Raw genomic sequence first — 12027 nt, 5'->3', positions numbered from 1 at the left:
CTCTCGCTAGCCGCTCTTGCCGCCGGTCGCGGCGGCGGCGCTCAGCATGTCCGTCGTGTCTTCCCACTCCGCCATGTGCTGGAGGAGCCGCGCTTCCAGGATGGCATGCTCGGCACCCAGAGCGGCGAGGAGCTCCGCGGTGGACGGCGGAGGCCCGGCCGTACGCCAGTCGCCGACGCCGAGCGCCGCCAGGTCGGAGGCCGTGAGGGTCATCGGCGAGCCGAGCAGGCGCGTCACGTCCGCGAGCAGCTCCTCCACCTCGGCGATCTCGCCCTCCAGCGCCGCCAGCCGCCTCTCCAACTGCCACCGGGAAGGGGTCGGCGAGCGCGCCTGCCAGCCGCCGGCTCCGCGGCGGTAGCCGGCGGCGGCGCCGTCCTCCCCACGGTCGTCGGCTACGGCTCCCGAGCCTGCCCCGCGCGTGCCGCCCCGCGCGCCCTCGCTGGACGCGACGATCGCGCCCGGGTGCGCCTCCCCGCGCTTGCGCACGTAGTAGTGCCAGTCGCCGGCGTAGTCGGTGAAACGCCCGTCCCTTACCTCCCAGACGCGTGTGGCTAGCTTGGAGAGGAAGCGCCTGTCGTGCGACACGAGGATGAGCGTGCCCTCGTACGCGTCGAGCGCGGCCTCGAGCGCTTCTATCATCTCGACGTCCAGGTGGTTGGTCGGCTCGTCGAGGACGAGCAGGTTGCGGCGCGCCAGGGTCAGGTCGAGGAGCGCGAGGCGCGCCCGCTCGCCGCCCGAGAGGTCGTTGACGCGCTTGAACTGCGCCTCGTACGGGAACAGGAAGCGCCCGAGTGCGTTGTGGGCGTCGGCGTCGCCCATGCGCTTGAGGAGCTCCTCGAAGAGGGTGGCGTCGCCGTCGACCCCCTTCAGGCCCTGGTCGTAGTACCCCACCCTCACCCGCACGCCCGTGCGGACGACCCCGAGGGGGTGGTCGGACGCGTGCTCGCCGAGCAGCAGCCGCAGGAGGGTGGTCTTCCCCGCCCCGTTGGGCCCGACGAGCGCGATGCGCTCGCCCTGCCGCACCTCGAGGGTCAGGTCGTCCAGGAGCTTGCGCCCGCCGAAGCTCTTGCTCAGGTGCTCTGCGGTCATGACGATCGAGGCGCTCGCCTCGCAGTCGAACGTGAAGCGCGTCGTGCGCTCCTTGCCCCTCACCTCGTCGATCATCCCGACCTCGTACCGGTCGGCCCTGCGCTCCATGGCCTTGGCGCGCCGGTGGAGCTTCTCGCTCTGGCCGGCCCAACGCTTCATCTGCTCGGCGGCCGCGTCGAGGCGCGCCAGCTCGCGCTCCTGGTTGGCGCGCGTCTGGGCCTGGATGCGCTCGGCCTCGGCCCTGGCCGCGCGGAACGCGGTCGGGTTGCCGGCGCCGACGCGGAGCTCGCCCCGGCTCACCTCCGCCGTGCGGTCGCAGGCGCCGTCGAGGAACGCCCGGTCGTGCGAGACGATGAGCGCCGCGCCCGGGTAACGCGCCAGGTGGCCTTCGAGCCAGGCGCGCATCTCGATGTCGAGGTGGTTGGTCGGCTCGTCGAGGAGCAGCACGTCGGGCTGGGCCATGAGCAGCCGCGCGAGGCCCAGCCGCGTGCGTTCGCCGCCGGAGAGGCTGGCGACGAGCTCGTGGTGGCGCTCCTTGAACCCTAGTGCGCTGAGCACGGCGTCGCGTCGCGCCCGGCGCGCGTAGCCGCCCCGCCGCTCGAAGGTCGCGTGGACGACCTCCCACCGGTGGTAGCGCTCGGGATCGTCGAGGCCGGCGGTCTCGAGGGCCTCGAGCCGCCTCTCCAGCTCGTCCAGCTCCGCGAACGCGCGCTCGCTGATGCCGACGACGGTCTCTCCGGGCTCGAAGCGCGGGTCCTGCTCCAACATGGCGATGACCGTGCCCTCGGCCCGGTAGACGCCGCCGGCGTCTGGCGCCTCGGCGGCCATGAGCAGGCGCAGCAGCGTACTCTTGCCGGCCCCGTTGCGGCCGATGAGCGCCGTGCGGTCGCCGTCCCTCAGCTCCAGCGTGGCGGCATCGAGCACGACCTGCTCGCCGTACGCCTTGTCGACTGAATGAAGGGCGGCCAAGAGCATCACGGTAGTCTACCGTTGCCGCTCCTGGCCGCTAAGTCTCTGACGCGCCCCGATGGCGGAACACGGCCGGTCCGGGCCCTCGCCCAAGCGCCGCGGTGGGTCCGCCGCACGGCGACGGGCCGGCCCGTGGAGGCGCCGACCCGTCGGTCCCGCTAGCGCGCCGCCGCGGCGCTCACGAGAACCGGATGTTCTTCTCGTTCTCCATGTCGAAGGCGTGCAGCGAGTCGAGGCGCGCGAGCAGCTCGACCGAGTCGCCGGGCTTGACGTTGGCGTGGGCGTCGACGCGTGCGACGACGCTCTGGTCGCCGCCCACTGAAGCGATGATGTGGGTCTCGGCGCCAAGGGGCTCGACCACGTCGACGGTGGCGCGGATGATGTTGTCGCCCTCGGGGATGTCCGTGAAGCCCTTGAGGTCGATGGCCTCGGGCCGGATCCCGACGTAGACCTTCTTGCCGTTGTACGGGGCCAGCTTGGCGGCGAGCTCGCCGTTGGGCTTGAGGTCGAACTGCGGGCTCTTGAGGCGGCCGTCCTGGACGGTGCCGACCATGAAGTTCATGGCCGGCGAGCCGATGAACCCGGCGACGAACTTGTTGACGGGGCGGTCGTACAGGTGGATGGGGCTGTCGACCTGCTGGATGTAGCCGTCCTTCATGACGACGATGCGCGTGCCCATCGTCATGGCCTCCACCTGGTCGTGGGTGACGTACACGGTCGTGACGCCGAGGCGCTGGTGGAGCTTCGTGATGCTGGCGCGCATCTCGACGCGCAGCTTGGCGTCGAGGTTCGAGAGCGGCTCGTCCATGAGGAAGACCTTGGGCTCGCGCACGATGGCGCGGCCGAGGGCCACGCGCTGGCGCTGGCCGCCGGAGAGCTCGCGGGGCCGGCGCTCGAGGAGGTGCTCGATCTGCAGGATGCCCGCGGCCTCCCTGACGCGCTTGTCGATCTCGGGCTTGGGGGTGTGCCTGAGCCGCAGGCCGAACGACATGTTCTGGTACACGTTCATGTGCGGGTACAGGGCGTAGTTCTGGAACACCATGGCGATGTCGCGGTCCTTGGGCGGGACGTCGTTGACGATGCGGTCGCCGATGCGACACGTGCCCTCGGAGATCTCCTCCAGGCCCGCGATCATGCGCAGGGTGGTCGTCTTGCCGCAACCGGACGGCCCGACGAAGACCATGAACTCCTCGTCCGCGATGTGCAGGTTGAAGTCCGAGACGGCGGTGACGTTGCCGAACCTCTTGTAGACGTGCTCCAGGACTACCTCGGCCATGTGGCCCTCCCAACGTATGGTCGTTCTTGCGGCGAGCGTAGCATCCGTCCGCGCGGCGAAGGTTGCGCTTGGACCCGAATACGGTCTAGATTCGTACCATGCGCCTAACGGATCGTGTTCGCTCCATCAGCTACCTCAAGGCTCACGCGGCGGAGCTGCTGCGCGAGCTCGTCGACGACCAGGAGCCGCTTGTCATCACGCAGAACGGCGAGGCGAAGGCCGTTATCCTCGACATCGCGAGCTACGACCAGCTCCATGAGACCGCCGCCCTCCTCAAGCTGCTGTCGTTGGCGGACAGGCAGGCCGAGGAAGGGATGCTCGAGTCGGCGGCCGACGCCATCGCCGCCTACCGGTTGGACGGGTGATGGTCTCGACGCTCCAGGCGGCTCTCGAGAGGGTCGGACGATGAGGCCCGTGATGCTCACCGACGGCGCGGCCCGCGACCTCGACGAGTGGTACGCGGCAGCCTACGCCCGCGGAGGCGCGACCGAGGCGACCCGAATACTGGACCGAATAGAGGTCGTCATGCGGACGTTGGCGGAGGGCACCACGCGCGAGGAGACGGTGCCGGAGCTCCGGCAACTGGGCCGGCGCGCCGAGCGCCAAGTCGTGACGGACGAGGGGCTGCGCGTCGTCTTCAGGCCGAGCGCGGAGCGGGTGCTGGTCGTCCTGCTGGCGCCCGTGCGACGCTCGTTCCAGGCGCTGCTCGAACGGCGGCTGCTGGACGGTTGAGGGGAGGCCCGGGCCCTCGCGCACCGGCCATGCCGGACGCGCGGCCCATGGCGAAGCCCGCGGCCTCGTGTCGGGCCGCGGGCTTCGCTGTCTGGTGGAGGCGGCGGGAGTCGAACCCGCGTCCGGAACCCCCTCAGGTGGGCGTCTACGCGTGTAGCCGAGGATCGGTTGTCGGCGCTGGGCTGGCTCTTCGGCCGGCGCTGCTCAGCGCTTAGACGTCATAAGTCTCGCCTTCGGGCCAACGTCCGAACCCTAGGGCCAGCCCACTTCAGGACGTTCGGTCCGGCGAGCCATGGGCGGGGCTTCCGGGGAACGCTAACTGCGATTAAGCAGCCAGAGCGTAGTTATTGTTGCCAGTTAATGGCGTGGCAGCTTGTTGACGCGGCCAGCTGCCTCCGCGACGCGCAACCTCACCCTTGGACGAGCCCCGTCGAAACCGTGTCGCCCCCGGGCGGTAAGCAAAGCGCGCTACGCTCGCGCTTGACGGGATTGTAGCAGACCGGGAGCACCACGCCCGTCGCGCGCGCTGCGTGGCTGAAGCTAACCGAACAAAGCTCGGATGCTCGCCATGGGTAGGTAAAGGCGCCGAGGGTCGTCCGCGAACGGTAGGAACCCGTACCTCCGGTAGAACGCGACCGCCGGATCGTCATCGTCATGCGGCAGGAGCACGTACGTGATCGCGAGGCGGCGTTTCAGGTCCTGTCCGGCCTGCCTCTTCAGGTACGCGTCGAGCGACGCCTCGCCACAGGAGAACGCCGCCCGATCGTGAACGTTCGTATCGAGGAGCGCCACCCTGAAACGGGGCCGGGCACGTGGCATACGGCGCTAGCGTTCCACCTCGGCGTAGTAGCGACTCCTCGCGGCACGCAGGGCCTCGTTCGGCTCCGGCGGATCGAGCAGCGCCGCTGTGAACGCCAAACCGTCTCGCGCACTCAACTCGACCTGCTCGTGCGCCCGCCGGGTCTTGTCCGCCTGCTCCAGAGCGGTCGAGATCAGGAAGTCGCTGAGGCTGACGCCCCGTACGGCCGCCGCGCGCTCCAGCTTCTCCTTGGCGTGCTTCGTCGCGCGAGCCTGGATGCGCTCGGACCTGTTGTCCCGAGGCGTGTCGAAAGCCATGGGGCCCCCCTCCTCGCACGCGGTCACCTTCGACTGCGACACGCTCAATGTACGCCAGTCTGGCTCACATCGTCAAAGCGCGTCCGCTCTCGCAAGCCCGACCGTCCAGACCGCAAGCGGCCCCTATACTGTCCTCATGCCCAAAGCAGTGAGGATGCTCGGCATCTCCAAGCAGTTCCCGCTCGTCAAGGCGAACGACGCCGTCGACTTCGAGTTGGAGTGGGACGAGGTACACGCGCTCATCGGCGAGAACGGTGCCGGCAAGAGCACCCTCATGAAGATCCTCTACGGCATGCAGCCGCCCGACTCCGGCACCATCGAGGTGAACGGCGAGCAGGTGATCATCCACAACGCCCGTGACGCCATCGACCTCGGCATCGGCATGGTGCACCAGCACTTCATGCTCGTCGAGCCCCTCACGGTGGCGGAGAACCTGGTGCTCGGCTCCGAGCCCCGCATCGGGCCGATGCTCGATCGCCGGGCGGCCGTGCGTCGCACGGAGGAGCTCATCGCCGAGTTCGGTTTCGACCTCGCGCCCGACACGCGCATCGAGGACCTGCCCGTCGGCCTGCAGCAGCAGGTCGAGATCCTGAAGGCCCTGTACCGCGAGGCGCGCATCCTGATCCTCGACGAGCCCACCGCCGTCCTCACGCCGCAGGAGACGCGCGGCCTCTTCCGCTTCCTGCGCGAGTTCGCCGCCAAGGGGAACGCGGCCGTGTTCATCAGCCACAAGCTCGACGAGGTCATGGAGATCTGCGACCGGATGAGCGTCATGCGCGACGGCCGCATGATCGGCACCGTGAACCGCGCCGACACGGACCAGCGCCGGCTCGCCAACATGATGGTCGGGCGCGACGTGCTCCTGCGGGTCAAGAAGCGCCCCGCCACGCCGGGCGCGGTGGCCCTCGAGGTCCGCGACCTCGTACTCAAGCATCCGGTCAAGCCGCGCAACGTGCTGGACGGCGTCGGCTTCTCCCTGCGGCGTGGCGAGATACTGGGTGTCGCCGGCGTGGAGGGTAACGGCCAGTCGGAGCTCGTCGAGGTCATCACCGGCCTGCGCAAGGCGGACTCCGGCGCGGTGCTCGCCGAGGGCAAGGGTGGCGGCATGCGCGACCTCACGCGGGACGACGCGCGCGAGCGCCATCAGTTCGGGCTCAGCCACGTGCCGGAGGACCGCAACGGCAGGGGCCTCGTCACTGCGTTCTCGGCCTCGTTGAACTCGATCCTCGGCGACCACTACCGCGCGCCTTACGCGAGCAGGGCGGGCCTGCTGCAAGACGACGCCATCGAGGGGCACGCCAGGCGGCTCATCAAGGACTACGACGTGCGCCCGACGGACCCCAACATCACCGTGAGCAGCTACTCGGGCGGCAACGCCCAGAAGCTCATCGTGGCGCGGGAGCTGGAGCGCGAGCCGAGCGTGCTGATCCTCGCGCAGCCGACGCGCGGCGTCGACATCGGGGCCATCGAGTTCATCCACCAGCAGATCGTGGAGGCGCGCGACGCCGGTCTGCCGGTCCTGCTCGTCTCCGCCGACCTGAACGAGATCATGAGCCTGTCCGATCGCATAATCGTCATGTACGAGGGCCGCGTGATGGGCGAGCTGAGCCAGGACGAGGCGACCCCGGAGAAGCTCGGCCTCATGATGGCGGGCTCCACCGCCGAGGCGGCGCCCGCCTAGCGGGTCGGCGACTCGACCGCGCGCCGACGAGGTCGTCGGTCCGGCCTAGTCGCCCGCGAGGAACCTGCGGAGCTGGGCGGCCACCTGGGGGTACTCGATCAGGAACGCGTCGTGCCCGTGCGGTGAGGACAACGTCACGTAGCGCGCGTTCGGCATGCGCTCCACGAGCGCCTTGGCCTCCGCCTCCGGGTAGAGCACGTCGGAGTCGATGCCCATGACGAGCGCGGGCATCGCGATGCCGGCCAACACCTTGTTGAGGCTGCCGCGCCCCTCGGAGAGGTCGTAGTCGTCCATGGCGCGCGTGAGGCTCAGGTAGGTGTTCGCGTCGAAGCGCTTCACGAGCTTCACGCCCTGATACTCGAGGTACGAGGCGATCTGGAACGAGGCGTCGAGGGCGCGGTCGGCCGAGGCCTCCTCTCCGACGCCGACGCGCTCGCGGCCGAACTTCTGCTCGAGCGAGTCGTAGGAGCGGTACGTGAGCATGGCGATCGCCCTTGCGAGCCCAAGACCCGTCTCCGGCTGATGCTCAAGGGGGTAGCGACCGCCCTGCCAAGCCGGGTCGGCGGTGATGGCGCGCCGGGCGACCTCGTTGAGACCGATCGCCCAGGCCGAGTGGCGGGCGCCGATGGCGATGGGGGCGATGGCCCTGACCATCTCGGGGTGCGTCACGGCCCACTCGAGGACCTGCATGCCGCCCATGCTGCCGCCGACGACCGCGCGCAGGCTCTTGACGCCGAGGGCGGTGAGCAGGCGGTGCTGGGCCGCGACCATGTCGCGGACCGTGTAGTGCGGGAAGTCCGGGCCGTAGGGGCGGCCGGTGACCGGGTCGATGCTGCTCGGGCCGGTGGTGCCGTAGCAGCCCCCGAGCACGTTGCTGCACACGACGAAGAAGCGGCGCGTGTCGATCGCCTTGCCCGGCCCGATGAGCGGGTCCCACCACCCCGGCACGTCTTCCCTGTCCGTCACGCCGGCCGCGTGGGCGGAACCGGTCAGGGCGTGTTCGATGAGGACGGCGTTCGTGCCCTGCGAGTTCAGCTCCCCGTAGGTCTCGTAGGCCACGGCGACGCGCTCGAGGCGCCCGCCCCGCTGGAGCTCAAGGGGCGCATGCGGGGTCGCGACGTCGAGGAGCTGCGGGCGCACCCTGCCCACGCTGCCCTGCGGCCCGGAACTGGCCCGGGCGAGCAGGGCGGCGTGGTCACCCCAGGTCTCGTGAACGAGGACGCGGCTGCCGCTACTCATATGGGCGCCTGGGCGTGGCCTGCCCTCAGTCCGCCGCGGCGGCCGCTCGGAAGGCGCCGGCTGCCGCCAACGCTTGAGCGAAGTCCTCGATGAGGTCATCGATGTGCTCCAGGCCGGGCGTGACGCGGATGAGACCGGTCTGCACTCCGGCGGCGATCAGCCCGGCTTCGTCGAGCTGCGAGTGCGTGGTGCTGGCGGGGTGGGTGACTGACGTCTTGGCATCGCCGAGGTTCACGAGGCGCGAGGCGAGCTTCACGTTGTCGATGAAGGCCTGGCCGGCCTTGAGGCCGCCCTTGATGTCGAACGTGAAGACGGCGCCCGCACCCCTCGGGAACCACGAGTTGGCACGCGCGTAGCTGGGGTGGCTCGGCAGCTCCGGGTAGCTGACGCTCTCGACCTCGGGCTGCCTGCCCAGCCACTCGACGAGCTTGCGAGTGTTCTCGACCTGGCGGTCGACGCGCAGGCTCAGCGTCTCTAGGCCCTGCAGGAGGAGGAACGCGTTCTGGGGGGCGAGCGCCTGGCCCTGGTCGCGCAGCGTCTCGACGCGCGCCCGGATGGCGAACGCGATGTTGCCGAACGGCGAGCCCTTGCCGAACACCTCGGAGAAGGTGATGCCGGAGTAGCTGGGGCACGGTTCGGAGAAGCCGGGGTAGCGGCCGTTGCCCCAGTCGAAGGTGCCCATGTCGACGGCGACGCCGCCGAGCGCCGTGCCGTGCCCGCCGATCCACTTGGTGGCGGAGTGGATCACGATGTCCGCGCCCAGCTCGCCGGGCCGGAAGAGGTAGCCGCCGGCGCCGCCCGTGTTGTCGACGACCACCGCGACGCCCCGGGCGTGAGCGATCCTGGCGATGGCCTCGATGTCCGGGATGCGCAGGCTCGGGTTCGGGATGGACTCCAGGTAGACGGCCTTCGTCTTGTCGTCGATGAGGCGCTCGTACTCGGCCGGGTCGTCCTCGCCACCCACGAACCGCCCCTCGATGCCGAGGCGCGGCAGCGTGATCCCGAGCATGTTGTGCGACCCGCCGTAGATGTTGGGCGACGAGACGATGTTGTCGCCGGCCTCGGCCAGCGTGGTGAACGTGAGGAACTCGGCGGCGTGACCGCTGGCCGTCGCGACGGCGGCGAGGCCGCCCTCGAGCGCCGCGATGCGCCTCTCCAGCACGTCGTTGGTGGGGTTCATGATGCGGGAGTAGATGTTGCCGAACTCCTGCAGGCGGAAGAGGCGGCCGGCGTGCTCGGCGCTGTCGAAGTTGTAGGACACCGTCTGGTAGATGGGCACGGCCCTGGACTTGGTGGTGGCTTCGACGTTCTCCTGGCCGGCGTGGACCTGCAGTGTCTCGAAACGGTAAGGCATGTCTAGAGCTCTCCTAAGGAAGGCGGCTGCGGTGGCCGCTGTCGCGCTTGCTCGGCAAGGGCGTGGGTCGTGGTCGCTTCAGCCGCGACGCCGGCTCGTGGTCGGTGCGTCCAACTGAGGGGTTCGGCTTGTGCGATATGGCACTAGCAAATGGCTAGTGCGAATGTGAAATTCACGCCCCGTGGCATCAGGCCTCATGCCACCGTAACGGCGGCCAGGGCGTGCTGCGGCCTACGCCGCGAGGGGCATTCGCCGGCCGTGGCACGGCGGCGCGCCACTCGAGCCGGGCCAGCGGGCGTTCGACTTCCGGGAACGTCTGCCGAGGGGCGCGGCGGCTAGCAGGCCGGGCCTGGCGTGAACGCAACCATGTCTGTCGTCTAGAAGCATGCCAGCCCTCCTCCACGGAACCGTTATCTTCCCGGTGGCTCACCATCGTGGCTGCGCCCCGGCTGGAGTTAGCACCCGCCTGAATGAAGGCTGGTTGCTGCGGCGTCTTAGGGCCAGGTCCCTCGGCCGCTCTGGATAAGGCCGTCGGTGCGCACACGCGCAGGGCGGCTCGACCGTCGGCGCGCTTGGCGCGCGCACGAGCGATTGGTCAGTACAACATACGAGCGCCTCTCAGCGCAAGCTCACCGGTAGTCCTTCAGCGCGACCCAGCCCATCCCGGCCGGGAGGTCGCGCACCGTGCGTAGCACGCCCCGCACGCCGTCGCCGGCGGCCTCGAACTCGTAGGCGAGGCGGTTCCAGCCCGCGCCGGCGGATAGGTCGTAGGTCACTTCCTGACCGTCCGCCCCCACGCACGTGCCGCGCACGGTGACCCTCTCGCTCACGTAGAGGTAGTAGCCGAGGGCGTCCCCGACGCGCACGTCGCTCTTGTCGGCCTCCAACCGCGTCACGAAGTCGGCGCTGGAGGCGAGGATGGCCGAGACGGGCGTCTTGGTCATGTCGAACGCGGCCACCGTGTTGACGAGGGCGTGGTCGACGCCCGCCGGCGAGAGCTGGAACCCCTGGCCGCCGGAGACGCAGAGCTTCTTGAGCTCGAGGCTCTGGAGGGCGTCGCCAGTCACGCTGCCGGGCAGCTCGATCTGGAACTCACCCGTCGCGCTGATCGGGCCGAAGGCGATCACGCCGCTCGCGGACACGTCGAGGTGAGAGAGCCAAGCGACGATGGTGCCCGCCTTCCCGGTCGGGTTCGGGACGTTGCCGCTCAGCGCGAGGGGTCTTTGCGCCCCCGCCGCCATGGAGAACAACGCGGCTGTCAGTGCGAGGGTACGAACGGGGTCGAGCAAGCGCCTGGGCATCACGGCTCCTTACGAAGGTGCGCGGCCTCTTGGAGGCCATGGTCCGAGTATATGGAGGGGCGTGCCGCCGCCGGATGGGGCATTGGTCCTAGGCGCCATTTGGCCCTATGCTTGGGCGCGTGCCGCCCGTCACCAAGTACCCCATGGTCGACCTGCAGAGCGAAGTCAGCGAGCTGTGGAGCGAGCTCTCCCCCGCCGTCGAACGCGTGTTGCGTAGCGGCCAGTTCATCGGCGGCACGGAGGTCGAGGCCTTCGAGCGCGAGGTAGCGGGGTTCCTGGGAGCGCGCCACGTCCTCGGCCTCAACTCGGGCACGGACGCGCTGCTCCTCGGCCTCGAGGCCCTCGGCGTGGGGCCCGGCGACGAGGTAGTGACATCGCCGTTCAGCTTCTTCGCCACGAGCGAGGCCATCTTGCGCCTCGGCGCGAAGCCCGTGTTCGTCGACGTCGACGAGGAGACGCTGAACCTGTCGCCCGCCCTGCTCGAGGAGGCACTCACGGAGCGTACGCGCGTAGTGCTCCCCGTGCACATCTTCGGCTTGCCGGCCGACATGGGAGCGATCATGCGGGTGGTGGAGCGGCACCGGCTGCCGGTGCTCGAGGACTGCGCCCAGGCGTTCGGCGCGCGCGTCGGCGGCCGCAGCGTCGGCTCCATCGGCGTGTTGGGCGCCTTCAGCCTCTACCCCACCAAGAACCTGGGCGCCTACGGCGATGGGGGCCTGGTCACGACCGAGTCGGACGAGCTGGCGGCGCGCCTGCGCAGCCTGCGCAACCATGGCTCCACCCCGCAGGAGAAGTACCTGCACGAAGGCCTCGGCTACAACTCGCGGCTGGACGCCCTCCAGGCCGGCATCCTGCGCGTGAAGCTGCGCCGCCTAGAGGCGTGGCAGGCGCGGAGGCTGGAGCGCGTGGCGGCTTACCGTGCCGCGTTGGCCGACCTGCCGGGCGGTGACGACGGCCTCATGCTCCCCCCGGACCGACCGGAGCACCGCTACCACCAGTTCACGCTGCGCTTACCGCCCGAGCGCAGGGTGCGCTTCGAGGACGGCCTACGCGGGCGTGGGGTGGCGTTCACGCGCTTCTACCCCATCCCCCTCACGCGGCAACCCATGGGGGCGAACTTCGGCGCCGCGCCCGTCGCCGAGAAGGCGTGCGAACGAGTCGTGTCGGTCCCCATCCACCCGTGGCTGCCCGACGAGGCCATCGCGGCGGTAGCAGAGGCGGCGCGGGCGGCTTTCGACTGAGGTCGAGCACCGCCCGCGCCGCCTTGGCG

Annotated in this window: 11 protein-coding genes, 1 other RNA gene and 1 riboswitch; of the genes, 4 read left to right on the top strand and 8 right to left on the bottom strand. The window is 70.0% G+C overall.

Translation table 11 applies throughout. From position 1 onward, the window contains the following. Positions 1–6 precede the first annotated feature (6 nt). Together M9914_08940 and M9914_08935 are read right to left on the bottom strand one after the other, a co-directional pair. Positions 7–2064: an ATP-binding cassette domain-containing protein gene (locus tag M9914_08940; GenBank protein MCO5174305.1), complete on the bottom strand. Its 2058-nt coding sequence runs from the start codon at positions 2062–2064 to the stop codon at positions 7–9. A 172-nt stretch (positions 2065–2236) separates the two neighbouring features. Then, positions 2237–3334, bottom strand: a complete 1098-nt coding sequence (locus M9914_08935) for an ABC transporter ATP-binding protein (GenBank protein MCO5174304.1) — start codon at positions 3332–3334, stop codon at positions 2237–2239. 98 nt (positions 3335–3432) lie between these two features. Here M9914_08935 and M9914_08930 point away from each other — a divergent pair, with 98 nt between their 5' ends. Together M9914_08930 and M9914_08925 are read left to right on the top strand one after the other, a co-directional pair. Next, positions 3433–3699 (top strand): type II toxin-antitoxin system Phd/YefM family antitoxin, encoded by a 267-nt coding sequence (locus M9914_08930; protein ID MCO5174303.1) that lies wholly within the window; start codon positions 3433–3435, stop codon positions 3697–3699. 52 nt (positions 3700–3751) lie between these two features. Continuing rightward, the gene (locus M9914_08925; GenBank protein ID MCO5174302.1) at positions 3752–4066 is read left to right on the top strand and encodes a type II toxin-antitoxin system RelE/ParE family toxin; all 315 of its coding nucleotides are present in this window, start codon (positions 3752–3754) and stop codon (positions 4064–4066) included. Between the two features lie 92 nt (positions 4067–4158). Here the strand turns inward: M9914_08925 and ssrA are convergent. From ssrA to M9914_08910, 3 genes are all read right to left on the bottom strand, one after another. Then, positions 4159–4515: a transfer-messenger RNA gene (gene ssrA, locus M9914_08920) on the bottom strand. Positions 4516–4606: 91 nt separating this feature from the next. Beyond that, positions 4607–4885, bottom strand: coding sequence for a hypothetical protein (locus tag M9914_08915; GenBank protein ID MCO5174301.1), 279 nt, complete (start codon positions 4883–4885; stop codon positions 4607–4609). 6 nt (positions 4886–4891) lie between these two features. Beyond that, positions 4892–5182, bottom strand: coding sequence for a DUF1778 domain-containing protein (locus tag M9914_08910; GenBank protein ID MCO5174300.1), 291 nt, complete (start codon positions 5180–5182; stop codon positions 4892–4894). A gap of 136 nt (positions 5183–5318) precedes the next feature. On the opposite strand from M9914_08910, the gene M9914_08905 reads away from it, so the two are divergent. Next, a complete protein-coding gene (locus tag M9914_08905) occupies positions 5319–6863 on the top strand; it encodes an ABC transporter ATP-binding protein (protein ID MCO5174299.1) in 1545 nt (514 codons plus the stop codon). A gap of 45 nt (positions 6864–6908) precedes the next feature. On the opposite strand, the gene M9914_08900 is transcribed toward M9914_08905, so the two are convergent. From M9914_08900 to M9914_08890, 3 genes are all read right to left on the bottom strand, one after another. Then, positions 6909–8102, bottom strand: coding sequence for a homoserine O-acetyltransferase (locus M9914_08900; GenBank protein ID MCO5174298.1), 1194 nt, complete (start codon positions 8100–8102; stop codon positions 6909–6911). Between the two features lie 25 nt (positions 8103–8127). Continuing rightward, positions 8128–9456 (bottom strand): aminotransferase class V-fold PLP-dependent enzyme, encoded by a 1329-nt coding sequence (locus M9914_08895; protein MCO5174297.1) that lies wholly within the window; start codon positions 9454–9456, stop codon positions 8128–8130. Between the two features lie 407 nt (positions 9457–9863). After that, positions 9864–9985: riboswitch (SAM riboswitch) on the bottom strand. A gap of 100 nt (positions 9986–10085) precedes the next feature. Next, the gene (locus M9914_08890) at positions 10086–10757 is read right to left on the bottom strand and encodes a hypothetical protein (GenBank protein MCO5174296.1); all 672 of its coding nucleotides are present in this window, start codon (positions 10755–10757) and stop codon (positions 10086–10088) included. Between the two features lie 119 nt (positions 10758–10876). On the opposite strand from M9914_08890, the gene M9914_08885 reads away from it, so the two are divergent. Further along, complete coding sequence (locus tag M9914_08885) at positions 10877–11998, top strand: DegT/DnrJ/EryC1/StrS family aminotransferase (GenBank protein MCO5174295.1); 1122 nt, start codon at positions 10877–10879, stop codon at positions 11996–11998. Positions 11999–12027: the final 29 nt, after the last annotated feature.

The sequence above is a fragment of the Trueperaceae bacterium genome (assembly GCA_023954415.1).
Lineage (GTDB): Bacteria > Deinococcota > Deinococci > Deinococcales > Trueperaceae > JAAYYF01.
Note: the sequence above shows the minus strand (reverse complement) of the source record. Positions and strands in the feature narration are given on the sequence as shown.

What these genes read in the sequence shown, in the direction of transcription:
- M9914_08940 (MCO5174305.1), bottom strand. Translation starts at nt 2,064, where the DNA reads ATGCTCTTGGCCGCCCTTCATTCAGTCGACAAGGCGTACGGCGAGCAG.
- M9914_08935 (MCO5174304.1), bottom strand. Translation starts at nt 3,334, where the DNA reads ATGGCCGAGGTAGTCCTGGAGCACGTCTACAAGAGGTTCGGCAACGTC.
- M9914_08930 (MCO5174303.1), top strand. Translation starts at nt 3,433, where the DNA reads ATGCGCCTAACGGATCGTGTTCGCTCCATCAGCTACCTCAAGGCTCAC.
- M9914_08925 (MCO5174302.1), top strand. Translation starts at nt 3,752, where the DNA reads ATGCTCACCGACGGCGCGGCCCGCGACCTCGACGAGTGGTACGCGGCA.
- M9914_08915 (MCO5174301.1), bottom strand. Translation starts at nt 4,885, where the DNA reads ATGCCACGTGCCCGGCCCCGTTTCAGGGTGGCGCTCCTCGATACGAAC.
- M9914_08910 (MCO5174300.1), bottom strand. Translation starts at nt 5,182, where the DNA reads ATGGCTTTCGACACGCCTCGGGACAACAGGTCCGAGCGCATCCAGGCT.
- M9914_08905 (MCO5174299.1), top strand. Translation starts at nt 5,319, where the DNA reads ATGCCCAAAGCAGTGAGGATGCTCGGCATCTCCAAGCAGTTCCCGCTC.
- M9914_08900 (MCO5174298.1), bottom strand. Translation starts at nt 8,102, where the DNA reads ATGAGTAGCGGCAGCCGCGTCCTCGTTCACGAGACCTGGGGTGACCAC.
- M9914_08895 (MCO5174297.1), bottom strand. Translation starts at nt 9,456, where the DNA reads ATGCCTTACCGTTTCGAGACACTGCAGGTCCACGCCGGCCAGGAGAAC.
- M9914_08890 (MCO5174296.1), bottom strand. Translation starts at nt 10,757, where the DNA reads ATGCCCAGGCGCTTGCTCGACCCCGTTCGTACCCTCGCACTGACAGCC.